The organism is Streptomyces sp. NPDC040589, assembly GCF_055594445.1.
The window spans coordinates 327,902-351,158 of record NZ_JBVIWP010000007.1 but is presented as its reverse complement, the minus strand read 5'-3'; the positions used below and the strand labels follow the sequence as shown (position 1 = coordinate 351,158).

Genomic DNA, 23,257 nt, shown 5'->3' with positions numbered 1-23,257 from the left:
ACTGTTTAATTGCGAAGTCTGTGCAAGAACTTGACTACAGCAACAACGGGGTGAGGTCATATGTCGACCCGTCGGATACGAGGAGCCGCCGTCACGGCGGCACTGGCCGCGGCGGTCACCGCCTGCTCGGCCCCCGGCAGCGGCGGTCAGAGTGACGCCAAGTCCGGATCCGTCGTCATCGGGGTGGCTTCCGAGCCGGACACCCTCAGCCCGCTGCTCGGCTACGGCAAGGACGGCAACTCCAAGATCTTCGACGGGCTGCTCGCCCGCGACGCCGACCTGAAGCTGAAGCCCGCCCTGGCGACGGCGCTCCCCGAGATCGCCGACGGCGGCCGCACCTACACCTACACGCTGCGCGACGGGGTGGAGTTCAGCGACGGCGAGCCGCTGACGGCCGCCGACGTCGTCTACACGTACCGCACCGTCCTCGACGCCAAGACCAACAACACCTTCAAGAGCGAGCTGGACGCCGTCAAGGAGGTCCGGGCGAGCGGCGACGACAAGGTCGTCTTCACCCTCAAGTACCCCTACGCCGCCTTCGCCGCCCGCACCGTGCTGCCCATCGTCCCCGAGCACCTCGCCGGCGAGCAGGACCCCAACACCGGCTCCTTCAACACCGAGCCGGTCGGCACCGGCCCGTACGTCCTCTCCAAGTGGAGCAAGGGCGAGAAGCTCACCTTCAAGGCCAACCCCCGCTACTGGGGCGGCAAGCCGAAGGTGAAGACCTTCACCATGGCGGTCATCGCCGACGACGACGTACGCGCCACCCGGCTGCGCTCCGGCGACCTCGACGGCGCGGTCCTCCCGCCCAACCTCGCCGCCACGTTCAAGAGCGACGACGGCAAGCGCACGTACGACGCCAGGTCCTACGACTTCCGGGCCGTCACCCTCCCCACCCCGAACAAGGTCACCGGCGACCGCGCCGTCCGGCAGGCCCTCGACGCAGCCGTGGACCGCGAGGCCATGGTCGGCAAGATCCTCGACGGCGCCGGCCGCCCGGCGTACGGGCCGCTGCCCGTCGACGACCCCGCCTTCACCAAGGCCGTCGAGCGCGCCCAGGACCTCGGCAAGGCCAGGAGGATCCTGGACGAGGCCGGCTGGAAGCCCGCCGGGGACGGCATCCGAGCCAAGGACGGACAGCGGGCGTCCTTCACCCTCCTCTACCCCTCCGGCGACAAGGTCCGCCAGGACCACGCCCTCGCCTACGCCTCCGACGCCAGGAAGGCCGGCATCGAGGTGAAGGCGGAGAGCGCCACCTGGGAGGTCATCGAGCCGCGCATGAAGGACACCGCCGTCCTCGCGGGCTTCGGCAGCACCGGCGACCCCGACTTCGGCCTGTACACCCTGCTGCACTCCTCCCTCGCCGGTGACGGCTTCAACAACATGGCCCGTTATGACAACCCGGCCGTGGACCGCGCCCTCGACAACGGCCGCCGCAGCCAGGACCCGGCGGAGCGCGAGGCCGCCTACGACAAGCTCCAGCGCGCCCTGGTGCAGGACCCCGGCTACACCTTCCTCACCCACATCGACCACCTCTACGTCCTGGCCGACCGCTGGGACGGCCTGAGCACCCAGCTGGAGCCGCACGAGCACGGCTTCGCCAGCGGCCCCTGGTGGAACATCGAGGACTGGCAGCCGAAGCGGTGAACCGACTCCCCTGGGGAGCGATGGCACGACTGGCGGGACGCCGGGCGCTGTTCGCCGTCCCCGTCCTGCTCGTCGTCACCTTCGGCGTGTTCGCCATCGCCGCCGCCTCCCCGTTCGACCCCGTCAAGGCCTACGCCGGCACCGCCGCGCTCGGCGCCGACCAGCAGACCCTGGACCGGCTGCGCGAGAACCTCGGCGCGGACCAGCCCTTCGCCGCCCGCTGGTGGCAGTGGCTGACCTCCGCGCTCACCGGCGACCTCGGCCACTCCAGCGTGCTGCGCCAGCCGGTCGCCCAGGTGATCGGCGAACGGCTCGTGTGGTCCTCGCTGCTGTGCGCGGTCGCCTTCGCCGCCGCCGTGCTGATGGGCACTCTCCTCGGCGTGCTCGCCGCCCGCCGGCCCGGCTCGCTCCTCGACCGGACCGTCACCTCCCTCGCCTACACCCTGGAGGCGGCCCCGGTCTTCTGGATCGCCCTGCTCGCCGTCTGGCTGTTCGCCCTCCAGTGGGACGTCCTCCCGGCGGGCGGCCTGACGGACACCGCCAGCGAACAGGTCACGGCGGGACAGGTCGCCAGCCACCTCGTCCTGCCGGCCGGGGTCCTCGCTGTCTCCCAACTGCCCTGGTTCACGCTCTACGTCCGCCAGGGCGTCGCCGACGCCCTGGCGGAGGACCCGGTACGCGGCGCCCGCGCACGCGGCCTGAGCGAACGCACCGTCCTGCTCGGCCACGCCCTGCGCTCCGGAGTGCTGCCGGTGCTCACCCTGATCGGCTCCCGCGTGCCCGAACTCATCACCGGGGCCCTGCTGGTGGAGAGCGTCTTCAGCTGGCCGGGCATCGCCGCAGCCACCGTCGAGGCGGCGACCGCCGTCGACTTCCCGCTGCTCGCCGCCCTGACGACCCTGGCCACCGCCGCCGTCCTCGCCGGGAACCTGCTCGCCGACCTGCTCTACGGACTGTTCGACCCGAGGGTGAAGCTCAGTGACATGTGACGCACCGGCGCCCGCCGGCGCCCCGGCCGAGACCGAGTGGCGCTCGCACGGCCCGAAACGCCGCTCCACCCGCACCCTGCGTGTGCGCACCTCCGCCGTACTGGTGGGCGCGACCGTCCTCGCCGTGCTGCTCGTACCCCCGCTGGTCCAGCTCGACCAGCAGGCCGTCGACCTGGCGGCCAAGCTCCGGCCGCCGTCCTGGTCCCACCCCTTCGGCACCGACGACGTCGGCCGCGACCTGCTGCTGCGCTGCGTCTACGGCCTGCGCGTCTCGCTGCTCGTCGGGGTGGCGGCGGCGCTGACGGCGACGGTGGTCGGTACCGCCGTGGGCGCGGCGGCGGGTGCCCTGGGCGGCTGGGCCGATCGCGCCCTGATGCGGGTGGTCGACGCGTTCTCCTCCGTGCCGCATCTGCTGCTCGGCATCTTCATCGTCGCGATGTTCCGCCCCGGTGTCTGGCCGGTGGTCATCTCGGTCGCGTTGACCCACTGGCTGTCCACCGCGCGGATCGTCCGCGCCGAGGTGCTGTCCCTGCGGTCCAGGCCGTACGTCGACGCCGCCGTCTCCGGCGGGGCGTCCCGGTGGCGGGTGACGGTACGGCATCTGCTGCCCGCCGTCCTTCCCCAAGCCGCCCTCGCCGCCGTGCTGATGGTGCCGCACGCCATGTGGCACGAGTCGGCGCTGTCCTTCCTCGGACTCGGGCTGCCCACCCACACGGCGAGCCTCGGCACCCTGATCCAGACGGCCCGCGGCTCCCTGCTCGCCGGACAGTGGTGGCCGACCCTGTTCCCGGGCCTGTTCCTCATCGTCCCCACCCTCGCGATCGCCGGCCTCGCCGGAGCCTGGCGGGAGCGGATCCATCCCCGCCACCGATCGGAGCTGATGCTGTGAGCACCGGAGTCGAGACCGGCCCGGACGAAGTCGCCGCGGTGCCGACCGGAGACGGGCCCGTGCTGTCGGTGCGCGGCCTCTCCGTGCGGTTCCTCATGCCCGGCGGACGACGTGTCGCCGCCGTCACCGACGCCCGGTTCGACGTGGCGGCCGGTGAGTGCCTGGCCCTGATCGGGGAGAGCGGCTGCGGCAAGTCCGTGCTGGTCTCCGCCCTGCTCGGCCTGCTCCCCGGCAACGCGCAGACCGCCGGGGCGGCTCACCTCGGCGACCTGGACCTGCTCGCGGCCGGCGAGCGGACCCTCGCCCGTACCGTACGGGGCCGGCTCATCGGCCTCGTACCGCAGAGCCCGGCCGCCCACCTCACCCCCGTGCGCACCGTCCGCTCCCAACTGGAGGAGACCGTCGCCGCGTTGACCGCGACCCGGGGCCGCGCCGCCCTGCGCGCCGCCGCCGAGGCCGCCGCCGAACGGGCCGCGTTCCCCGCGGACCACCTCGACCGCCACCCCCACCAGCTCTCCGGAGGCCTGGCGCAGCGCGCCGCCACCGCCCTCGCCCTCGTCGGCGACGCGCCCCTGCTGCTCGCCGACGAACCGACCACCGGGCTCGACCGCGACCTGGTGGACCGTACGGTCGGCGAACTGCGGCGGCACGTCGACGAGCCGGGGGAGGCGGGCGGCCGGGGACGGGGCTTGCTGATGATCACCCATGACCTGGCGGCCGCCGAGCGCATCGCCGACCGGGTCGCCGTGATGTACGCGGGCCGGATCGTCGAACTGGCCGCCGCCGCGGACTTCTTCGGCTCACCGGGGCCCCGCCACCCCTACAGCCGCGGCCTGCTCCAGGCCCTCCCCGACCGCGCCTTCACGGCCATCCCCGGCATGCCGCCCGAACTCGGCGACCTCCCCGACGGCTGCGCCTTCGCCGCCCGCTGCGACCGGGCCACCGGCACCTGTGCCGCCCCGCCGCCCCCGGGCGCGGTCGCCTGCCACCACCCGCACATGCCGGAGGACGTCCGTGCTTGAACTGCGCTCCATCACCGCCGGATACACCAGGAACGCGCCGGTGGTCCGGGACGTCTCCCTGACCGTGGCAGCCGGCGAGTCCGTCGGCCTGCTGGGCCCGAGCGGCTGCGGCAAGTCCACCCTGGCGCGGGTCGCGGCCCTGCTGCACCGGCCCGACTCCGGAACCCTCGTCCTCGACGGCGACCCCGTACGGCACTGGCGCCACCGCGCGCCGCGCGCCCTGCGCACCGCCTTCGGGGTCGTCTTCCAGCAGGCCCGACTCTCCGCCGACCCCCGGCTGCCGCTCACCGACCTGATCGCCGAACCCTTGCGCGCCACCGGCCGGAGCAGGGAAATCCCCGACCGTGTGGCCGAGTTGGCCCCCGCCGTCGGCCTCACCCCTGACCTGCTGACCCGACGGCCGCACGAGGTCAGCGACGGCCAGCTGCAACGCGCCTGCCTCGCCCGCGCCCTCGTACTGCGCCCGCGCCTGCTGGTGTGCGACGAGATGACCGCCATGCTCGACGCCTCCACCGCCGCCGCCCTGGTCTCGGCCGTCGAGGACTACCGGGCCGCGACCGGCGCCGCCCTGCTGGCCGTCGGCCACGACCGCACGCTGCTCGGGCGCTGGTGCGACCGCACGGCCGACTGGGACAACCTGTCCTGAGAAGCGCTACCGCGGCGTTCTGTCACGGTTCAGTGATCGTCCCAGTGCCCCTCGTGGCCGGCGTGACGGTGACCGTCGTGCACGTAGTCGGTGTGGTCGCCGTGCCGCACGGCCAGATGGCCGCAGTCGTCGCCGTGCTGGTGGTCGTGGTTCTGGTGCACCGTGTGGCCGCCGTTCGCGCACTCGTCGATGTGACCCTCGTGCATCCGGTGGATGTGGCCGTCATGGGCGTAGTCCGTGTGGTCCCCGTGGGCGAAGGCGACGTGCCCGCAGTCGTCGCCGTGGGCGTGCGGGTGGTCCTCGTGCGTGATGTGCTCGGCGGTGGTCATGGGGGTGGCTCCTCAGGTGTGGGCGCTACGGCCCCTGGCCCTTCGGCGGGGCTGCGGTTCGGCGGCAGGACTGTATGGCGATTTCTGCGTACATTGTCCGAGCACTCGCCGCCGTCCGCCATCTGACGGAGCGCGAAGGGGCCATGCGGGCCCTAGCGCACCGCGACGACCACGCAACTGTCCCCGTACTGCCAGACCAGCCCCGCTGTGCCGAACCCCGCCTGCCGCAACAGCTCCAGATGGGCCGAGAGGGGCAGCTCCGCGGGGCGGCCGGTGTCGAGAGGCTCCTCCCGGCGGCGGCGCTCCGCGAGGAGGTCGGTCAGCTCGGGGTCGCGGGAGAGGGCGGTCCACCAGGAGCCCCAGTCCTCATGGGCGAACACCCGCTGCCGGTGGGCCCGGCACTGCCCGACATGGGCGGCGATCCCGGCCGGGCCCGTGTCGTCCTGGGGGAGATGGTCGCCGTTGACGAGGACGCCCCCGGGTCGCAGCAGCGAGGCGAGCTGCCGGTAGGTGCGCAGCAGTGTGTCGCGGTCGAGGTAGTGCAGGGCCGTCGTGGAGACGGCCGCGTCCAGGGGCCGGTCCAGTCCCAGTGTCCCGGTCCAGCCGGGCGCGCCGATCTCCGCGTCGACGTAGCGGGCCGCGTCCGGGTGGTGGGTCCGGCCCAGTTCCAGCAGGACGGGGTCCCGGTCCACGGCCACGATCTCCGCGTCCGGCAGCCGCCGGACCAGCCGGGCCGCCAGGGAGCCGGGCCCGCACCCCAGGTCGACGACGAGCGGCCGGCCCTCGCGCCCCGCCGTGACGTGCTCGACGACATCGGCGATCACCGTGAACCGCTCCTCGCGGTCGACGGCGTACCGCTGCTGCTGGAGCTCCCAGCGCTCCACCCATCGCTCCGCCGTCGCCAGACTCAGCCCCATCCGGACGCGCCACCTTGCCGTTTCGCACCTGACTCCTGCCGGCCCGAGCCTACAGGTGGAAACGGTTCCCATTACGCCCAGTCGGCGGAGTCACTGGAGTGACGCAAGGACGGTCAACAGCCGGTCGATCTCCTCAACGGTGTTGTACACATGCAGACTCACCCGCACCGAACCGGTCTTCTCGCCCGCGTCGCCCTGGCAGTGGTGGTCGGAGCGGACCATGAAACCGTGGCTGAAGAGGATGAAGCCCAGGTCGCCCGAGTCGATGGCGCGGTGCCGCAGGGTCACGATGCTCTGGCGCCGCTGCACGGTCGAGTCGGCCGCCAGGCTGAGCGGGCAGCCGAGGATCTCGTAGGCGTCCAGGCGGCGCAGCCCGTCGGTGAGCCGGGCCGCCAGGGCGACGGTCCACCGCTCGATGCGCTCCACACCGGCGGCGTCCAGCCAGTCCAGGGCCGCTTCGAGCGAGGCGATGCCCACGGTGTTCGGCGTGCCGCTCCACCCGCCGGGTGTGAACGCCGGGCCGCGCGCCTGCCGGGCCCACACCGCGCCCGACCCCGGCAGGGCCAGCGCCTTGTGCCCGGAGAAGACCACGAAGTCGACGTCCGACTCGGCCACGGACACCGGCAGATGCCCGACGCTCTGGGCCGCGTCCAGACAGATGACCGCGTCCGGGCCGACCGCCTCGCGGATGCGGTGCACATTCATGTCGCCGCCGTACACGTGGTGGACGTGGGTCGTGGCGACGAACCGGGTGCGCGGCCCGGCCCGTTCGGCCAGCGCGGTGTGGTCGTAGTCCCCGGAACCGCTCTGGTACGGCATCGGCAGCACCCGGACGCGCACGCCCTCCCGGGCGAGCAGCCGCTGGGCCTCCAGCCAGGGCGTGATGTTGGCCTGGTGGTCGGCGTCGGGTACGACGATCTCGTCGCCGTCGCGCAGGAACCCCGGCAGCCAGTCGCGGGCGATCGTCCGCAGTCCCTCGGTCGTGCCGCTCGTGAAGTGGACGGCGGACCGCTCCGGCCGGCCGTCCCCGAGGAACCGGGCGACGCGCTCGCGGGTCCGCTCGACCAGCTCCGTGGTCCGGTTGGCCCAGGTGTAGGTGCCGCGCGCGGAGTTGGCGTTGCTGGTGGTGAGGTACGTCTGCACGGCGTCCAGGACGGCCTGCGGCTTCTGGGCCGTGGCCGCGCTGTCCAGGTACGCCAGCTCCGGATGTCCGGTGACGATGGGGAACTGGGCGCGCAGCGTCTGCTGCCACTGGTACAGGTCCTCGCGGCTGATCGGTGCGGTCATGGCCGTCAGTCCCGCACCAGGGGCGCGCCCGCGTCCCGCCAGGCGATGATGCCGCCGGCCAGGCTGCGCACGTCGGCATGCCCCATCCGGGCCAGCAGCGCCGCGTACCGCGCGGACTGCTCACCCACCGGACACGCCAGCAGCACCGGCCGGCTCCGGCTGAACGGCAGTCCGCCCCGCAGGAGTTCGGCGAACAGCTCGTCGACGATGTTGACCGACCCGTCGATGTGCAGCGCCGCGTACGCGAACGGGCTGCGCAGGTCGACCACGAGCGGCCGGTCGGTGTCGATCCAGCGCCGGGCGTCGGCCACGGTGACCGACGGCGCTCCGCGCACCTCGGCCTCGGTCAGATCGGCCACCGAGTTCCTCCGGGCCGGCCGGCCCAGCAGATCGGGCCGCCGCTGACGGACGTAGCTCAGATAGCTCTCGACGCGGTCGCAGACGATGAACACCGCCGTCCGGCGTTCGCTCAACTCCTCGTCGAGAGCGCGCAGGTGACGCACAGCGCCGAAGTAGGCCGCGCCTCCGGTGGGCCCGCCCAGAATGCCGCAGCGGCGGTTCAGGGTCAGCATCCCCTCGATGGCCTCGTCGGCGCTCACCGACTCCATCGTGTCGTAGGTCTCCGGGTCGAACAGGCCGACCTCCTGCACCTCGTCGATCGTGCGGATGCCTGGGATGAAGTCGGACTTGGCCGCGACCAGCCCGACCACCCGCACCGAGGGGTCCTCCTCCCGCAGCGCGCGGGCCACGCCCGTGGAGGAACCGGCCGTGCCCACACACGCGACGAACCAGTCCGGCACCCGGCCGTCCAGGTCCTTGACGATCTCCGGGCCGGTCCCGGTCAGATGGGCCTCGGTGTTGCGCGGGTTGAAGTACTGGTCGGTGTGCAGATAGGCGCTGCCGGAGGCGGACAGCGTCCGGTGGAAGAGGGTCAGCGGATCGTCCGTCGCGGTCGGGTCCAGACACTCGCTCTGCCCCGGCAGCTCCTCGATCTCCGCGCCGAGCAGCAGCAGGAGGTCCTTGATCTCCGGTACGCGCATCCGGTTGGTGACGCTCTTGAAGCCCAGTCCGTGCATGCCCGCGACGACCGCCAGCGCCTTCGCCGTGTTGCCGCTGGACAACTCCACGACCTGGCTGCCGTGTTCGACGGCCTCGGAGAGCAGCGGGCGGGCCATGCTCCAGGCCGCCCGGTCCTTGACCGAGCCCCAGGGGTTGAGCATCTCCAGTTTGGCGAACAGGTCGATGTTCCGCAGTCCGTGCACGGCCGGGTCCAGCCGCACCAGCGGGGTGTTGCCTATCGCCTCCGTGATGCTGTCGTACCTCACTGGGCTCCCCCCGAGGGCGTGATGGGCCAGAACTGGTCGTCGAGGCACCAGCGCCACCCGTCGCCGTCCTGCCAGGCGGCGACCTTGCGGGCGGCGGGCTGGTGCTGGGCGCGGGTGGCGTGGAAGTCCATGGCGTACCCGGCGGTGTTGGCGAACGCCAGCAGGTCGCCGGGGGCCGGACGGCGGGGCAGGAACACCGTGCGCCGGGTGATCAGGTCGGTCTCCAGGCACAGGCTGCCGAAGAGGTGGACGGCGACGGGCCCCTCGCCCGGCCCCGCCCCGCTTCCGGGGACCACGACCGGGTCCATCAGCACTCCGTGGTCCTCCAGGGCGATGTCGTCCGCCTTCGCGGCCAGCCGCACGAGCAGTTCCCCGCCGGCCTCCTGCTCGCGGACCTCCAGCACCTTCGCCAGTGTCAGCCCGCACTGGTCCAGCAGGGCCCGGCCGGGCTCGGTGTGCAGGTCGTACAGGTGCTCCAGCAGCAGTCCGGCCAGCGGACGGCCGCCCAGGGAGGCGGCGGGCTGGGCCAGCAGCTCGTCCAGGTAGGCCGCGCCGGCGACGGACCGGTGGGCCGGGTAGAGGCCGAGCGTGCCGCGCAGGGTGCCGGACTCGTTCCGCAGCCCGTAGCCGTGCCCGCCCCAGGTCAGAGGCGGGCGTCGGCCCAGGACGGCGGACGTCAGCGCCGTCGTGTACGCCTCCCACTGCTCCCGCTCGGCGAGGTAGCTGATCCCGAACCCGCCGCCGACGTCCACGGCCCGGGGCCGCAGCCCCCGGCTCCGGCACGCCTCCAGGGCCGCCAGACACCCTTCGAGGGCGGTCGCCTTCTCCGCGACGCTCGTCGTGTCCAGATGGAAGGCCGCCCCGGTGAGGTCGACCGCGTCGCCGTGCCGCTCGACCGCCTCCAGCAGCGCCTCCAACTCCCGTACGGGCGTACCGAACCGGCTGCGCCGGCTGAGCACTCTCACGCCCGACGTCTCGAACCCCGACAGCCGCAGCAGCACCCGCACCGGGGCGAGCGCGTGCTTGCGCACCAGCGCGCCGAGCTGGTCCAGCTCGGCCACGCCGTCGACGCTGACCGTGACCCCCGCACGGGCCGCGAGCCACAGGAACTCGGGATTCTTCGGCCCGGTGGCCGTGATCCGGTCGGCGGAGAAACCGGCACCGAGCGCGTGCTGTAACTCGCCCAGCGACGCGACGTCCACACCCGCGTCCGTGGCGGCCAGACGGCGCAGCAGCGCGCTGGACCGGTTGGCCTTGTGGGCGTAGAACACCTGGCCCGACAGGTGATGCGCGCGGTACACGGACCGGAAGCGCTCCAGATTCTCGGCGATCTGGTCCGGCACCACCACGTGCAGCGGTGAGCCGAGCGCGTCGGTGAGCGAGTGCAACGTCCCGGTCGCCGCCATGAGCGACCTCAGCCGTGGTTCCAGCCGCGGTTCGAGAAACAAGGGCCGGCCGTCCATGCGCGCTCCCTCCCCTGAAGCCGCTGCGCCCGGCATCCGGGCACGTCGGACACTCCCCGCGTTTCGCCGTATAGCCCCTATCCATTCTTCGGTCGCTTTACGCCCCGAAAGGCCCGGGCCTGTCCGGTCGCCGGCGTGAAGCGGATCACGGACTTCTTCAGCTTGTCCTGATCCGCCCTCACGGCCCTAGCCGAGGCCGACGGCGCGGAAGGGGCGGGCGCGGCCGTGGAAGCCCAGCATGTCGTCACCGGCCGGCCATACCGTGCCCGTGCCGCCCCGCGATCCGCTCGATCCCCTGTAGCGCGTCGGTGACATCCGGGACGAATCCGTAGCGGGTGGGCAGGGCAACGTAGGCGGGCCGTGGCGGGTCGTACGTGTGCAAGGGCTGAAGCCCGCGCATTCGACAGGCAAGACCAGGGGGAAACATGGGGGAGACCATGCAGATTCGCGCCCGAGGTATCCGTACCACCGTGGCCGCGCTGGCGGCCGTCGCCGGTGTCGCCGCAGTCGCCGTACCGGCCGCTGCCGTCACCGCACCGGCCTCCGCCACACCCCGGTTCCTGGAGCCGGCCGAACTGCCGCCGCACCCGACCTCGCCCTGGTACGCCGGTCCCGTCACGGCCGGTCAGCCGGACCCGCTGCCGGTGTGCGTCGGCGAGGCCCTGCCGTCCATCGCCACCCACCGCTCCTACGGGACCGAGTTCGACACCAACGCCCAGCAGATCACGGTCGTGGAGCGCGACGAACGGCGAGCCAAGGACTTCGCGGCGCTCCTGCGCAAGGCCATCGCCGGCTGCGCGAAGAAGCTGATGGAGCAGGACCCCGACCTGACGGCGACCCAGAAGTCCTACGGCCGCCTGAACGTCGAGGAGGGCGCCCACGTCTACGGCCTCCACACCGCCTCGGCGTGGGGTTCCTCCGACATCGGCCTGTTCTCGGTCGGCCGCGACGGCAGGACCGTGACGGTCGTCCTCTGGGGCCAGATGGGCAACTTCCAGCACGCCCAGGTGGCGGACTTCAAGAAGACGACCGTCACGGCGGTCAACAAGCTGTACTGACCGCCCCGGCGGCCTCAGATGTCCCGGAACGTCTCGATCTGCGCCCCGATCGAGTTCAGCCGCTCCGCCAGGTCCTCGTAACCCCGGTTGATGACGTACACGTTGCGCAGCACCGACGTGCCCTCGGCCGCCATCATCGCCAGGAGGACGACCACGGCGGGGCGCAGGGCGGGTGGGCACATCATCTCGGCGGCGCGCCAGCGGGTCGGGCCCTCGACCAGGACGCGGTGGGGGTCGAGGAGCTGGAGCCGGCCGCCGAGGCGGTTCAGGTCGGTCAGGTAGATCGCGCGGTTGTCGTAGACCCAGTCGTGGATCAGGGTCTGGCCCTGGGCGACCGCCGCGATGGCCGCGAAGAACGGGACGTTGTCGATGTTCAGGCCGGGGAACGGCATGGGGTGGATCTTGTCGATCGGCGCCTCCAGCTTGGAGGGCCGGACGGTGAGGTCCACCAGCCGGGTGCGGCCGTTGTCGGCGAAGTACTCGGGCGTGCGGTCGTGGTCGAGGCCCATCTCCTCGAGCACGGCCAGCTCGATCTCGAGGAACTCGATCGGCACCCGGCGCACCGTCAGATGCGACTCGGTGACGACAGCCGCGGCGACCAGGCTCATCGCCTCGACCGGGTCCTCGGAGGGGGAGTAGTCCACGTCGACGTCGATGGTGGGCACGCCGTGCACGGTGAGCGTGGTCGTGCCGATGCCGTCGACCTTGACGCCCAGCGCCTCCAGGAAGAAGCACAGGTCCTGGACCATGTAGTTGGAGGAGGCGTTGCGGATGACGGTGGTGCCGTCGTGCCGGGCGGCGGCGAGCAGCGCGTTCTCGGTGACCGTGTCGCCGCGCTCGGTCAGCACGATCGGGCGGTCGGGGCGGACCGAGCGGTCCACCATGGCGTGGTACTGGCCCTCGGTCGCGGCGATGTCGAGACCGAACCGGCGCAGCGCGATCATGTGCGGCTCGACCGTGCGCGTGCCGAGGTCGCAGCCGCCGGCGTACGGCAGCTTGAAGTGGTCCATGCGGTGCAGCAGCGGGCCGAGGAACATGATGATCGAGCGGGTGCGGCGGGCCGCGTCCGCGTCGATCGCCGCCAGGTCCAGCTCGGCCGACGGCACGATCTCCAGGTCGACACCGTCGTTGATCCACCGGGTGCGGACGCCGATGGAGCCCAGCACCTCGAGGAGGCGGTAGACCTCCTCGATGCGGGCGACGCGGCGCAGCACTGTGCGCCCCTGGTTGAGCAGTGAGGCGCACAGCAGCGCCACGCACGCGTTCTTGCTCGTCTTCACGTCGATGGCGCCGGACAGCCGGCGCCCGCCGACCACCCGCAGATGCATCGGACCGGCGTAGCCGAGCGACACGATCTCGCTGTCGAGGGCCTCCCCGATGCGCGCGATCATCTCAAGGCTGATGTTCTGGTTGCCGCGCTCGATCCGGTTGACGGCGCTCTGGCTGGTACCGAGCGCCTCGGCAAGCTGCGACTGCGTCCAGCCCCGGTGCTGCCGGGCGTCACGGATGAGCTTGCCGATGCGTACGAGGTAGTCGTCTGCCATGTGGTTGAGGTTATCTCAGATATGAGATGGCGCCCGACAGGTGGGTCCATTCGGGTGACGGGGCGTCAATCCCGCCCGGCGGGCTCAGTGTCGCCGCGCCTTCGTGGTGCGCCGCCATCCGAAAGGTCCGGGCAAATCCATCGATGTCGTACGACGTCCCGTACTGCTGCGGGTGTACCGCGGGCCGTTCTTCCCGCCGCCGGTGGTGATGGACCAGGAGCGCTTGTTGATGTTCAGTCGCACCCCCGGGAGGATCCGGAAACTCTTGCGGAACGTGAGCGGCATGCCTGTCTCCTTCCGTTCGTGGCGTGGATACCTGGTTCGGATACCCCGGGAAGGGAGGTGCATGACCGCATGACGGGTGCCGGGGCATGACCATCCGGCCCTCGTGTATTAGAGTTATCTCGACATCGAGATATCTGCCGAGGTGACACCGCAGCCGCGCGGCACCACCGGTCCGGCGGTAAGGGCTACCTAACTTAGCCTTACCTTAGCGGATCGGCCAAGTAGTCGTGGCGGCAGGATCGTGGTGGTACGCGCACATCAATGAAGGAGACTGTCGTGTCGGCGAACAGCTTCGACGCCCGCAGCACGCTGCAGGTGGGCGACGAGTCGTACGAGATCTTCCGGCTGGACAAGGTCGAGGGCGCCGCGCGCCTCCCTTACAGCCTGAAGGTGCTGCTGGAGAACCTCCTCCGCACCGAGGACGGCGCGAACATCACCGCCGACCACATCCGCGCCCTTGGTGGCTGGGACTCGCAGGCCCAGCCGGCCCAGGAGATCCAGTTCACGCCGGCCCGCGTGATCATGCAGGACTTCACCGGCGTTCCCTGTGTCGTGGACCTCGCGACCATGCGTGAGGCCGTCAAGGAGCTGGGCGGCGACCCGGCGAAGATCAACCCCCTGGCCCCGGCCGAGCTGGTCATCGACCACTCCGTCATCGCCGACAAGTTCGGCACGAACGACGCCTTCAAGCAGAACGTCGAGCTGGAGTACGGCCGCAACAAGGAGCGCTACCAGTTCCTGCGCTGGGGCCAGACCGCGTTCGACGAGTTCAAGGTCGTCCCGCCCGGCACCGGCATCGTCCACCAGGTGAACATCGAGCACCTGGCGCGCACGGTCATGGTCCGCAACGGCCAGGCGTACCCCGACACCCTCGTCGGCACCGACTCGCACACCACCATGGTCAACGGCCTGGGCGTCCTCGGCTGGGGCGTCGGCGGCATCGAGGCCGAGGCCGCCATGCTCGGCCAGCCGGTCTCCATGCTCATCCCGCGCGTCGTCGGCTTCAAGCTGACCGGCGAGCTGAAGCCGGGCACCACCGCCACCGACCTGGTCCTCACGATCACCGAGATGCTGCGCAAGCACGGCGTCGTCGGCAAGTTCGTCGAGTTCTACGGCGAGGGCGTGGCCGCCACGTCGCTCGCCAACCGCGCCACCATCGGCAACATGTCGCCGGAGTTCGGCTCCACCGCCGCGATCTTCCCGATCGACGGCGAGACCCTGAACTACCTGCGCCTGACCGGCCGCTCCGAGCAGCAGGTCGCGCTCGTCGAGGCGTACGCCAAGGAGCAGGGCCTCTGGCTCGACCCGGCCGCCGAGCCCGACTTCTCCGAGAAGCTCGAGCTCGACCTGTCGACGGTCGTCCCGTCCATCGCCGGTCCGAAGCGCCCGCAGGACCGTATCGTCCTGGCCAACGCCGCGCAGCAGTTCGCGCTCGACGTACGTAACTACGTCGAGGACGACGACGAGGCGGGCAAGGAGTCCTTCCCGGCCTCCGACGCCCCGGCCACCACCAACGGCGTACCGACCCGTCCGACCACGGTCACCGCCCCCGACGGTTCCACGTACGAGATCGACCACGGTGCGGTGACGGTCGCGGCCATCACCTCCTGCACCAACACCTCGAACCCGTACGTGATGGTCGCCGCCGCGCTCGTCGCGAAGAAGGCCGTGGAGAAGGGCCTGACCCGCAAGCCGTGGGTCAAGACCACCCTCGCCCCGGGCTCGAAGGTCGTCACCGACTACTTCGACAAGGCGGGGCTCACTCCCTACCTCGACAAGGTCGGCTTCAACCTCGTCGGCTACGGCTGCACCACCTGCATCGGCAACTCCGGCCCGCTGCCGGAGGAGGTCTCCAAGGCCGTCAACGAGCACGACCTCGCGGTCACCTCGGTCCTCTCCGGCAACCGGAACTTCGAGGGCCGTATCAACCCCGACGTCAAGATGAACTACCTGGCGTCCCCGCCGCTGGTCGTCGCGTACGCCATCGCGGGCTCCATGAAGGTGAACATCACCAAGGACGCGCTGGGCACCGACCAGGACGGCAAGCCGGTCTACCTCGAGGACATCTGGCCGACCGAGGCCGAGGTCAACGACGTCGTGGCGAACGCCATCGGCGAGGACATGTTCAACAAGTCCTACCAGGACGTCTTCGCGGGCGACGCCCAGTGGCAGGCGCTGCCGATCCCGACCGGCAACACCTTCGAGTGGGACGCCGAGTCGACCTACGTCCGCAAGCCCCCGTACTTCGAGGGCATGACGATGGAGACCACCCCGGTCTCCGACATCTCCGGCGCCCGCGTGCTCGCCAAGCTGGGCGACTCGGTGACCACGGACCACATCTCGCCCGCCGGTGCCATCAAGGCCGACACCCCGGCCGGCAAGTACCTCACCGAGCACGGCATCGAGCGGCGTGACTTCAACTCCTACGGCTCGCGCCGAGGCAACCACGAGGTCATGATCCGCGGTACCTTCGCCAACATCCGCCTGCGCAACCAGATCGCGCCGGGCACGGAGGGCGGCTACACCCGGGACTTCACGCAGGACGGCGGCCCGGTCGCCTTCATCTACGACGCCTCGCGCAACTACATCGAGCAGGGCACCCCGCTGGTCATCCTGGCCGGCAAGGAGTACGGCTCCGGTTCGTCCCGCGACTGGGCCGCCAAGGGCACCGCGCTCCTCGGCGTCAAGGCCGTCGTCGCCGAGTCCTACGAGCGCATCCACCGCTCCAACCTCATCGGCATGGGAGTCATCCCGCTGCAGTACCCGGAGGGCCAGTCCGCCGAGACCCTCGGCCTGACCGGCGAGGAGTCCTTCTCCATCGCCGGCATCACCGAGCTGAACGACGGCACCACCCCCCGTACGGTCAAGGTCACCACCGACACCGGTGTGGAGTTCGACGCGGTCGTCCGCATCGACACCCCCGGTGAGGCGGACTACTACCGCAACGGTGGCATCCTGCAGTACGTGCTGCGCAGCCTGATCCGCAAGTAAGCGGACCGGTAGGGCAGTTCGAGGCAGTTCGAGGGCCGCGTTCCCGGGTGACCGGGGGCGCGGCCCGCGCCGTTCCTGCGGGGACATCGCCGGTGCTCAGCCTGAACACAGGGTTCCCCCAGCGGACCGGGACAGGATCGGTACATGTCTGGCACCCCCGGGTCCCTGCGCACCCGGCTCCTCGTCCGCATCGGCGCCGCCCTGGTCGCCGTCTGCGCCGCGATGGCGCTCGCCGCCGTCCTCGCCCAGCGGGCCCTGCTGCTGGACCATCTCGACGGCCGGGTCATGGACGCCGCCGAACACGGCCTGGCCGCGGCCTCGCTCCGGCCCGGCGACGACCGGGACCTGCCGTTCCCCGCCGGGAACGGCCACCCCGACGGGCTGCTCGCGGCCCGGCTCGACGCGCACGGCGCGGTCACCGCCGCGGCGGTCACCCGCCAGGACCGCGAGCCGCTGACCCTCACCGCCGGTCAGCGCGCCGCCCTGCGCGGCCTCGCCCCCGACGGCACACCCCACACCCGGACCGTTCCCGGCCTCGGCACCTACCGGGTCACGGGGCTGGACGCGAGCGGGGTCCGGATCCTCGCCGGGCTGCCCATGGACGACGTGCGGGACGTGCTGAATCGCCTGGCCGTGGTCGAGGCGGTCGTCGGGGCCGCCGGGCTCGCCGTGGCGGGCTGCGTCTGCGCCGTGGTCGTACGGCGTCAGCTGCGCCCCCTCGGCCGGGTCGCCGCCACCGCCGCCGCTCTCGCCCGGGCGCCGCTCGGCCACGACCGGCTCACCGGCCTGCCCCGGGTGGCCGGGGCGGACACCGACCCCGGCAGCGAGGCCGGGCAGGTCGGCGCCGCGCTCAACCGCATGATCGACCAGGTCGAGAGCGACCGCGCCGCCCGCCGCCGCGACGAGGAACGGATGCGCCGCTTTCTCGCCGACGCCGGCCATGAACTCCGTACCCCGCTCGCGTCGATCGTCGGATACGCCGAGCTCATGAACCGTGGCACCGGCCCGGTCGAGCCGATGCTGGCCTGGCGCCGGGTCTCCGCCGAGTCGGCGCGCATGACGGGCCTGGTCGAGGACCTCCTGCTGCTGGCCCGGCTGGACGAGGGCCGCCCCCCGCGGTCCGCCGAGGTGGACCTGGTGGCCCTGGTCGCCGAGGCCGTCCGGGAGGCGCGGGCGGCGGACCCGGAGCGCACCTGGCGGCTTGCGCTGCACCTCGACGCGCCGGCGCTGGTCGTCGGCGACGAGACGGGGCTGGGCAAGGCCGTGGCGAACCTGCTCGCCAACGCCCGCGCGCACACGCCGCCCGGCACCACGGTCGTGGCCGCGGTGGAGGCCACCGCCGAGCGCCGCGTCATCCGCGTCCGCGACGACGGCCCCGGCATCCCGACGCACCTCCTCGCCTCGGTCTTCGACCGCTTCACCCGCGCCGACGCCTCCCGCTCGCGCCGCGGCCCGGGCGACGCCGGGTCCGGCCTCGGCCTGGCCGTCGTCGAGGCGATCGCGTCGGCGCACGGCGGGCGCACCGCCGTGCGCAGCGCGCCGGGGCACACCGAGTTCACCGTCGAGCTGCCTCCCGCCACGGAGACGGATGGTGAACCGCCCTTGCCCGCCGAGGTGTCGGGGCTCTCCGAGCGGCGCTGACCGACGGCTCACTCGCCCCGGTACTTCGCCGCCGCGGCCTGGGCGAGGTCCTGCGCCTTGTCCAGGGCGGTGTCCACCGACTGCTGGCCGGCGATGGCCGAGGCGATCTGCTGGGAGACCGCCGTACCGAGCACGGCGAACTCGGGGATGCCCAGGAAGCCGATGCCGGTGTAGGGGCGGGGGCCGACGCCGGGGCTCTTCGGGTCGGCGGAGTCCGTCGCCGCGGAGTACTCCTGCCGGTACCAGGCGCCGGCCGCCTGCTGGTACTCGGGATTGGAGTAGAGCGACTTGCGGTTCCCGGCGGGCGCCGAGGTCCAGCCCATTTCCTGGCCGACCTGCTCCTGGTACTCCTTGGAGGAGGCCCAGGAGATGAACTCCCAGGCGGCGTCCTTGTCGTCGGAGGCCTTCTGGACGCCCCACGCCCAGGTCCACAGCCAGCCGGCCCTGTCGGTCCTGTCGTGCGGGGCCGGGACATAGCCCACCTTGCCCTTGACCGAGGATCCGTCGGCCTCGATCGACGAGGCCAGCGACGTGGCGTCGTACATCATGGCGCACTTGCCCTCGACGAAGCGGTCCAGGATCTCCATCACGCCCATCCGGTCGGCGCCGGGCTGGCCGTGGGAGCGGACCAGGTCGACGTAGAAGCCGACGGCCTTCTTGAACTCGGGTGACGTCAGGCGCGCGTTCCAGTCCATGTCGTACCAGGCGCCGCCGAAGGTGTTGACGACCGTGTTGATCGGGGCGAGGTTCTGGCCCCAGCCGGGCAGGCCGCGCAGACAGATGCCGCTGGTGCCGTCGGTGCCGTCGATCCGGGCGGCGAGGTCGGCGACCTGCTTCCAGGTCGGGTTCGGCGGCATGAGCAGCCCGTCCTTGCGGAAGAGGTCCTTGCGGTACATCAGGAAGGAGCCCTCGCCGTAGAAGGGCTCGGCGTAGACCTTGCCGTCCCGCCCGGTCAGCGACGCCACCAGGTTGGGGAAGACGTCCGCCTGGTCGAAGTCCTCGTCCGCCTCCACATAGGAGTCCAGCGGGGCGAGCCAGCCGTTGTCCGCGTAGATCGGCACCTCGTAGGCGCTGAGGCTCGCCACGTCGTAGTTGCCGGCCTGGGTCGCGAACTCGCGGTTCATCCGCTCCCGCGCCTCGTTCTCCGGCAGCAGGGTGTAGTCGACCGTGATGCCCGTCTCCGCGGTGAAGTGCTCCTTGGTGAGCTTCTTGAGGGTCTGCACCTGGGGCGCGTCCATCGCGAGCACCGTGAGGTCGGCCTGCTCGCCGCGGGGCGGGTCCGTGTCACCGCACCCGGCGAGAACCAGGCCGAGGACGGCCGTGGCTGCCATGGCCATCCGGAAGAGGCGGCTGCGTTTCATGACATTTCGGCCCTTACCCACCTTTCTCTTGGTTAGGCACATGGGAAAAAATAATGATTTATGGACGTTCCCGGCGAGGTTCCCCACGTCTGGACAGCGCGTCGGCCGCCACGGCGGCCAGCAGCACCGCACCGGTGATCATGAACTGCACGGCGTCCTCGACCCCCAGCAGCCCCATGCCCGAGGCGATCGACTGGATGACCAGCACCCCGAGCAGCACCGACCAGGGCGAGCCGCGCCCGCCGAACAGACTCGTACCGCCGATGACGGCCGCCGCGATCGCGTTGATCAGCAGCATCCCGGAACCGGCGGCACGGGCCGTCGTGGGGCTCGCCGAGGTCAGCTCCGATGCCACGAACAGCCCGCCGAACGCGGCCAGCGTCCCCGACACCATGAACATCGCGACCCGCACCCGCGCCACCCCGATGCCCGCCCGCCGCGCCGCCTCGACCCCGCCGCCGAGCGCGTACACCCGCCGCCCGTAGCGGGTGCGGCGCAGCACGTAGTCCGAGACGACCAGGACCACCAGGAAGATCAGCAGCGCGAGCGGCAGCCCCTGGAACCGGTTGAGGGTGTAGGCCGCGGCGAAGGCGATCCCCGCGAGAAGACCGGTGCGCAGCCAGATGTCGCCCGTCGGCCGGTGCGGCATCCCGGCGGCCAGGTGGCGGGCGCGCTTGCGCCGGGCGGCCAGGAAGTACCCGGCCGTGCCGAGCGCCGCCACCGTGTAGGCCGCCGCGGGGTCCTCGAAGTGGCGGCTGGTCAGGGAGGCGACCAGGCCCTCCTCGTCGATGTTGATCGTGCCGCTCGCGCCCAGCAGGTAGAGCGTCAGGCCGTTCCAGATCAGCAGGCCCGCCAGCGTCACGACGAACGCGGGCACGCCCAGCGAGGCGAAGAAGAACCCGTGGAAGGCGCCCACGGCCATGCCCACCGCCACCGCCACGATCACCGCGAGCCACTCCGGCATCCCGTGGTTCACGTTCAGCACGGCGAACGAGGCCCCCGCCAGGCCGCTGACGGAGCCGACCGACAGATCGATCTCGCGGATCAGCAGCACGAACACGATGCCGACGGCGACCAGACCGGTCCCGACGATGCTCACGCCGAGGTTGGACAGATTCCGCGGCGAGAGGAACTTGTCGTCCAGCCCCTGGAAGACGCACCAGATCACGATCAGCCCGGCGATGACCAGCAGCGGCCCGCGCTCACCGCCCCGCACACTGCCGCGCACCTCCAGGGCGTACTCGCGCAGATTGCCGGACCAGCCCCGGGTGCGCTGCGCACGGTCGGGCGCGACCGGACCGGCGCTGCCCGGCCCCCCGTCCCGGTGCTGCTCGCCCCGGCTCACGGCCACGCCTCCTCGTCGCCCTTCGAACGATGCGCCACGGCGTTGTCCGCAGCCCCGGTGACGGAGGAGATGATCTGCTCCTGCGTCACGGTGCTCACGTCGAACAGACCGTTGTTGCGCCCGAGCCGCAGCACCGCGACCCGGTCCGCGACGGCCTTGATGTCGCCCATGTTGTGGCTGATGAGGATGATCGCCATACCGTGGTCGCGCACCTCCTCGATGAGGTCGAGCAGATGGCTGGTCTGCTCCACGCCCAGAGCGGCGGTGGGCTCGTCGAGCAGCAGGACCTTGGGCGCTCCCATGAGCGAGCGGGAGATCGCGACGGCCTGCCGCTGACCGGCGGACAGCGCCGCGACCGGCACCCGCACATCGGGGATCCGGATCGACAGGGCGCGCATCAGGTCACGGGAGCGGCGCTCCATCTCCACCTCGTCGAGGACTCCGACCCGGTCGATCTCACGGCCGAGGAAGAGATTGCCTACGACGTCCAGGTTGTCGCACATGGCGAGGTCCTGGTAGACGGTCGCGATGCCCAGGGCGTGGGCGTCGTGCGGGCGTTTGATCTGCACGACCCGCCCCTCCCACTCGATGACGCCCCGGTCGGCGGGGTTGACCCCGGAGATCACCTTGATCAGCGTGGACTTGCCGGCGCCGTTGTCGCCCGCCAGGGCCACGACCTCACCGGCCCGGACCTGAAGGTCGACGTCCACGAGCGCCTGCACGCCGCCGAACCGCTTGGTTATGCCGCGCAACGCCAGAACAGGGGGATGGGCCACGGCGAATCACGTCCCTCACCGGGTGAGCCCGATCCGGTCGCAGGCCGGCCGGAGCTTCGGGGTGCAGATCTGGTCGATCGTGTAGACGCCGTCCCGGACGAGCGTCCGCCCGATCGTCTCGGCCGTCACGGCGGTCGGGGTGAGCAGCACCGCCGGGATGTTCTTCGTGGTCGGGCTGTCCACGCTCTGTGTGACGAGGGCGTCGAGGTCGTTGTCGCGCGCCAGGGCCACGGCCATCGCCGCCGCCGCCTCGGTCTCCAGCCGGAAGGGCTTGTAGACGGTCATGTACTGCTCGCCCTCGACGATGCGCCGCACGGCGTCGAGATCGGCGTCCTGGCCGGTGACCGGGGGCAGCGGCGCGATACGGGCGCTCTTGAGCGCCGCGATGACACCGGCGGCGATCGAGTCGTTGGCCGCCAGCACCCCGTCGATCTGGTTCGGGCCGAGGTCGCTGATCGCGGCGGCCATGTGGTCGTGCGCGTTCTCCGTGCGCCACCCCAGGGTGTTGTACGACTTGAGGATCCGCACCTTGTCCCGGAGGACGGACCGGGACCCGCCCTCGTACCAGGCGGCGTTGGGGCTGGAGGGATCGCCGTTCATCATGACGATGCCGCCGCCGTCGGCCCTGGCTCCCATGCCCCTCAGCAGGGCCTCGCCCTGGAGCCGGCCGACCTGACCGCCGTTGAAACTGACGAAACCCGAGATCGGGCCCTCGGCGAGCCGGTCGTAGGCGACCACGGGGATGCCCGCGCGGTCCGCCGCCCGGACCGATGAGCGCAGGGCCTTGGGATCCACGACGTCCAGGATCAGGGCCGAGACCCCCCTGGTGATCATGGAGTTCATCTGCTGCCGCTGGCTCGCCGCGTCGTTCTCGGCGTTGGCGTACATCACCGTGCACTCGGGGCACAGCTCCTTCACCCGCTTCTCGATCAGGGGCTTGTCCGACTGCTCCCAACGGGGCACCGCGCGGCTCGGCAGCAGCAGGCCGAGGGTCAGACCGTCGTCGCCCTGTTCGCCGTTCTCGGTGCAGCCGGCCAGGGACGTGGCCAGGACACCGGCCATCAGGGCGACGAGCACACGCCATCTGCGCCCTCTCACGGCGGACCTCCTTCGTCGGGCCGTGTTGGGCCCTGGCCGGGGGGTCGGCCGGGGTTGGGGTTCCGGTCCGGGTTCCGGCTCGGGGTCGGGGTCGGCTCCGGGGTGTGGACGTTGTGTTTGTTCGGGTCGGGCTCGGGGGCGGGGTCGCGGCCACCAGGTCGGCTCGGGGGCAGGTCCGGGGCCTGATCCTGGTCCCTGTTCCGGCTACGGTCTCGGCGGTCCGGGTCCGGGTCCGGGTCCGGGTTCGGGTCCTGGGTCTGGTCCCGGTTCTTGCTGCGGCCGTGGTCTCGGTGGCTCGGGTTTGGGCCCTGGCTCTGGTCCCGGTCCCTGTTCTGGCCGTGGTCTCGGGGCTGTGGGTTCGGGTCCTGGGTCTGGTCCCGGCCTTTGCTGCGGCCGTGGTCTCGGCGGTCTGGGTCCTGGGTCTGGTCCCGGTCCTGGCTCCGGCCGTGGTCTCGGAGGCCTGGGGTCGGGTCCGGGGCTTGGTCCCGGTCCTCGCTCCGGCCATGGCCTCGGCGGCCCGGGTCCAGGTCCGGGGCTTGGGTCCGGTCCCTGTTCCGGCCAAGGATTCGGCGGGTCGAGGGCGGGTCCGGAGTGCGGTTTCGGCCCTTGTTCCGGTCGCGGTTTCGGCCCATGCCCCAGCTCCG

At 71.7% G+C, this 23,257-nt stretch carries 20 protein-coding genes; 8 read left to right on the top strand and 12 right to left on the bottom strand.

All coding sequences use genetic code 11. From position 1 onward, the window contains the following. Window positions 1–60 precede the first annotated feature (60 nt). From ACZ58V_RS29665 to ACZ58V_RS29645, 5 genes are all read left to right on the top strand, one after another. Window positions 61–1,647 (top strand): ABC transporter substrate-binding protein, encoded by a 1,587-nt coding sequence (locus ACZ58V_RS29665; RefSeq protein ID WP_471293692.1) that lies wholly within the window; start codon window positions 61–63, stop codon window positions 1,645–1,647. Between the two features lie 20 nt (window positions 1,648–1,667). Continuing rightward, complete coding sequence (locus tag ACZ58V_RS29660) at window positions 1,668–2,636, top strand: ABC transporter permease (RefSeq protein WP_468192143.1); 969 nt, start codon at window positions 1,668–1,670, stop codon at window positions 2,634–2,636. Next, window positions 2,626–3,525 carry an ABC transporter permease gene (locus tag ACZ58V_RS29655; protein WP_471293689.1) on the top strand — a complete coding sequence of 300 codons (900 nt, stop codon included), beginning with the start codon at window positions 2,626–2,628 and terminating at the stop codon, window positions 3,523–3,525. Before ACZ58V_RS29660 ends, ACZ58V_RS29655 begins: the two co-directional genes overlap by 11 nt. A gap of 95 nt (window positions 3,526–3,620) precedes the next feature. Then, a complete protein-coding gene (locus ACZ58V_RS29650; RefSeq protein ID WP_471293823.1) occupies window positions 3,621–4,547 on the top strand; it encodes an ABC transporter ATP-binding protein in 927 nt (308 codons plus the stop codon). After that, entirely contained in the window at window positions 4,540–5,193 is a 654-nt protein-coding gene (locus tag ACZ58V_RS29645) for an ABC transporter ATP-binding protein (protein WP_468192140.1), read from the top strand. The genes ACZ58V_RS29650 and ACZ58V_RS29645 overlap by 8 nt, the downstream gene beginning before the upstream one ends. Window positions 5,194–5,222: 29 nt before the next feature. On the opposite strand, the gene ACZ58V_RS29640 is transcribed toward ACZ58V_RS29645, so the two are convergent. From ACZ58V_RS29640 to ACZ58V_RS29615, 6 genes are all read right to left on the bottom strand, one after another. Beyond that, the gene (locus ACZ58V_RS29640; protein WP_189721697.1) at window positions 5,223–5,522 is read right to left on the bottom strand and encodes a hypothetical protein; all 300 of its coding nucleotides are present in this window, start codon (window positions 5,520–5,522) and stop codon (window positions 5,223–5,225) included. 152 nt (window positions 5,523–5,674) lie between these two features. Beyond that, a complete protein-coding gene (locus ACZ58V_RS29635; protein ID WP_471293685.1) occupies window positions 5,675–6,439 on the bottom strand; it encodes a class I SAM-dependent methyltransferase in 765 nt (254 codons plus the stop codon). Between the two features lie 90 nt (window positions 6,440–6,529). Beyond that, the gene (locus ACZ58V_RS29630) at window positions 6,530–7,726 is read right to left on the bottom strand and encodes an aminotransferase class V-fold PLP-dependent enzyme (RefSeq protein ID WP_468192136.1); all 1,197 of its coding nucleotides are present in this window, start codon (window positions 7,724–7,726) and stop codon (window positions 6,530–6,532) included. A 5-nt stretch (window positions 7,727–7,731) separates the two neighbouring features. Continuing rightward, complete coding sequence (locus ACZ58V_RS29625; RefSeq protein ID WP_468192134.1) at window positions 7,732–9,051, bottom strand: pyridoxal-phosphate dependent enzyme; 1,320 nt, start codon at window positions 9,049–9,051, stop codon at window positions 7,732–7,734. Next, a complete protein-coding gene (locus tag ACZ58V_RS29620; RefSeq protein WP_471293680.1) occupies window positions 9,048–10,514 on the bottom strand; it encodes a Y4yA family PLP-dependent enzyme in 1,467 nt (488 codons plus the stop codon). Before ACZ58V_RS29620 ends, ACZ58V_RS29625 begins: the two co-directional genes overlap by 4 nt. A 186-nt stretch (window positions 10,515–10,700) precedes the next feature. Further along, window positions 10,701–10,829: a hypothetical protein gene (locus ACZ58V_RS29615; protein ID WP_471293678.1), complete on the bottom strand. Its 129-nt coding sequence runs from the start codon at window positions 10,827–10,829 to the stop codon at window positions 10,701–10,703. A 110-nt stretch (window positions 10,830–10,939) separates the two neighbouring features. Here ACZ58V_RS29615 and ACZ58V_RS29610 point away from each other — a divergent pair, with 110 nt between their 5' ends. Then, window positions 10,940–11,572, top strand: coding sequence for a hypothetical protein (locus ACZ58V_RS29610; protein ID WP_471293675.1), 633 nt, complete (start codon window positions 10,940–10,942; stop codon window positions 11,570–11,572). A gap of 14 nt (window positions 11,573–11,586) precedes the next feature. On the opposite strand, the gene ACZ58V_RS29605 is transcribed toward ACZ58V_RS29610, so the two are convergent. Next, window positions 11,587–13,116: a helix-turn-helix domain-containing protein gene (locus tag ACZ58V_RS29605; RefSeq protein WP_471293672.1), complete on the bottom strand. Its 1,530-nt coding sequence runs from the start codon at window positions 13,114–13,116 to the stop codon at window positions 11,587–11,589. Window positions 13,117–13,200: 84 nt separating this feature from the next. After that, window positions 13,201–13,401, bottom strand: a complete 201-nt coding sequence (locus tag ACZ58V_RS29600) for a DUF4236 domain-containing protein (RefSeq protein ID WP_033308449.1) — start codon at window positions 13,399–13,401, stop codon at window positions 13,201–13,203. Between the two features lie 276 nt (window positions 13,402–13,677). Here ACZ58V_RS29600 and acnA point away from each other — a divergent pair, with 276 nt between their 5' ends. Together acnA and ACZ58V_RS29590 are read left to right on the top strand one after the other, a co-directional pair. Beyond that, window positions 13,678–16,392, top strand: coding sequence for an aconitate hydratase AcnA (gene acnA / locus ACZ58V_RS29595; protein WP_468192128.1), 2,715 nt, complete (start codon window positions 13,678–13,680; stop codon window positions 16,390–16,392). 144 nt (window positions 16,393–16,536) lie between these two features. Further along, the gene (locus tag ACZ58V_RS29590; protein WP_471293668.1) at window positions 16,537–18,033 is read left to right on the top strand and encodes a sensor histidine kinase; all 1,497 of its coding nucleotides are present in this window, start codon (window positions 16,537–16,539) and stop codon (window positions 18,031–18,033) included. Between the two features lie 8 nt (window positions 18,034–18,041). On the opposite strand, the gene ACZ58V_RS29585 is transcribed toward ACZ58V_RS29590, so the two are convergent. Genes ACZ58V_RS29585 through ACZ58V_RS29570 form a run of 4 tightly spaced genes read right to left on the bottom strand, consistent with a single transcriptional unit; the run spans window position 18,042 to window position 22,613 of the window. Continuing rightward, a complete protein-coding gene (locus ACZ58V_RS29585; RefSeq protein ID WP_471293666.1) occupies window positions 18,042–19,394 on the bottom strand; it encodes an ABC transporter substrate-binding protein in 1,353 nt (450 codons plus the stop codon). Between the two features lie 58 nt (window positions 19,395–19,452). Next, window positions 19,453–20,745 carry a sugar ABC transporter permease gene (locus ACZ58V_RS29580; RefSeq protein WP_471293663.1) on the bottom strand — a complete coding sequence of 431 codons (1,293 nt, stop codon included), beginning with the start codon at window positions 20,743–20,745 and terminating at the stop codon, window positions 19,453–19,455. Beyond that, complete coding sequence (locus tag ACZ58V_RS29575; RefSeq protein ID WP_468192120.1) at window positions 20,736–21,515, bottom strand: ATP-binding cassette domain-containing protein; 780 nt, start codon at window positions 21,513–21,515, stop codon at window positions 20,736–20,738. Before ACZ58V_RS29575 ends, ACZ58V_RS29580 begins: the two co-directional genes overlap by 10 nt. 15 nt (window positions 21,516–21,530) lie before the next feature. After that, a complete protein-coding gene (locus ACZ58V_RS29570) occupies window positions 21,531–22,613 on the bottom strand; it encodes a substrate-binding domain-containing protein (RefSeq protein ID WP_468192118.1) in 1,083 nt (360 codons plus the stop codon). Window positions 22,614–23,257 lie beyond the last annotated feature (644 nt).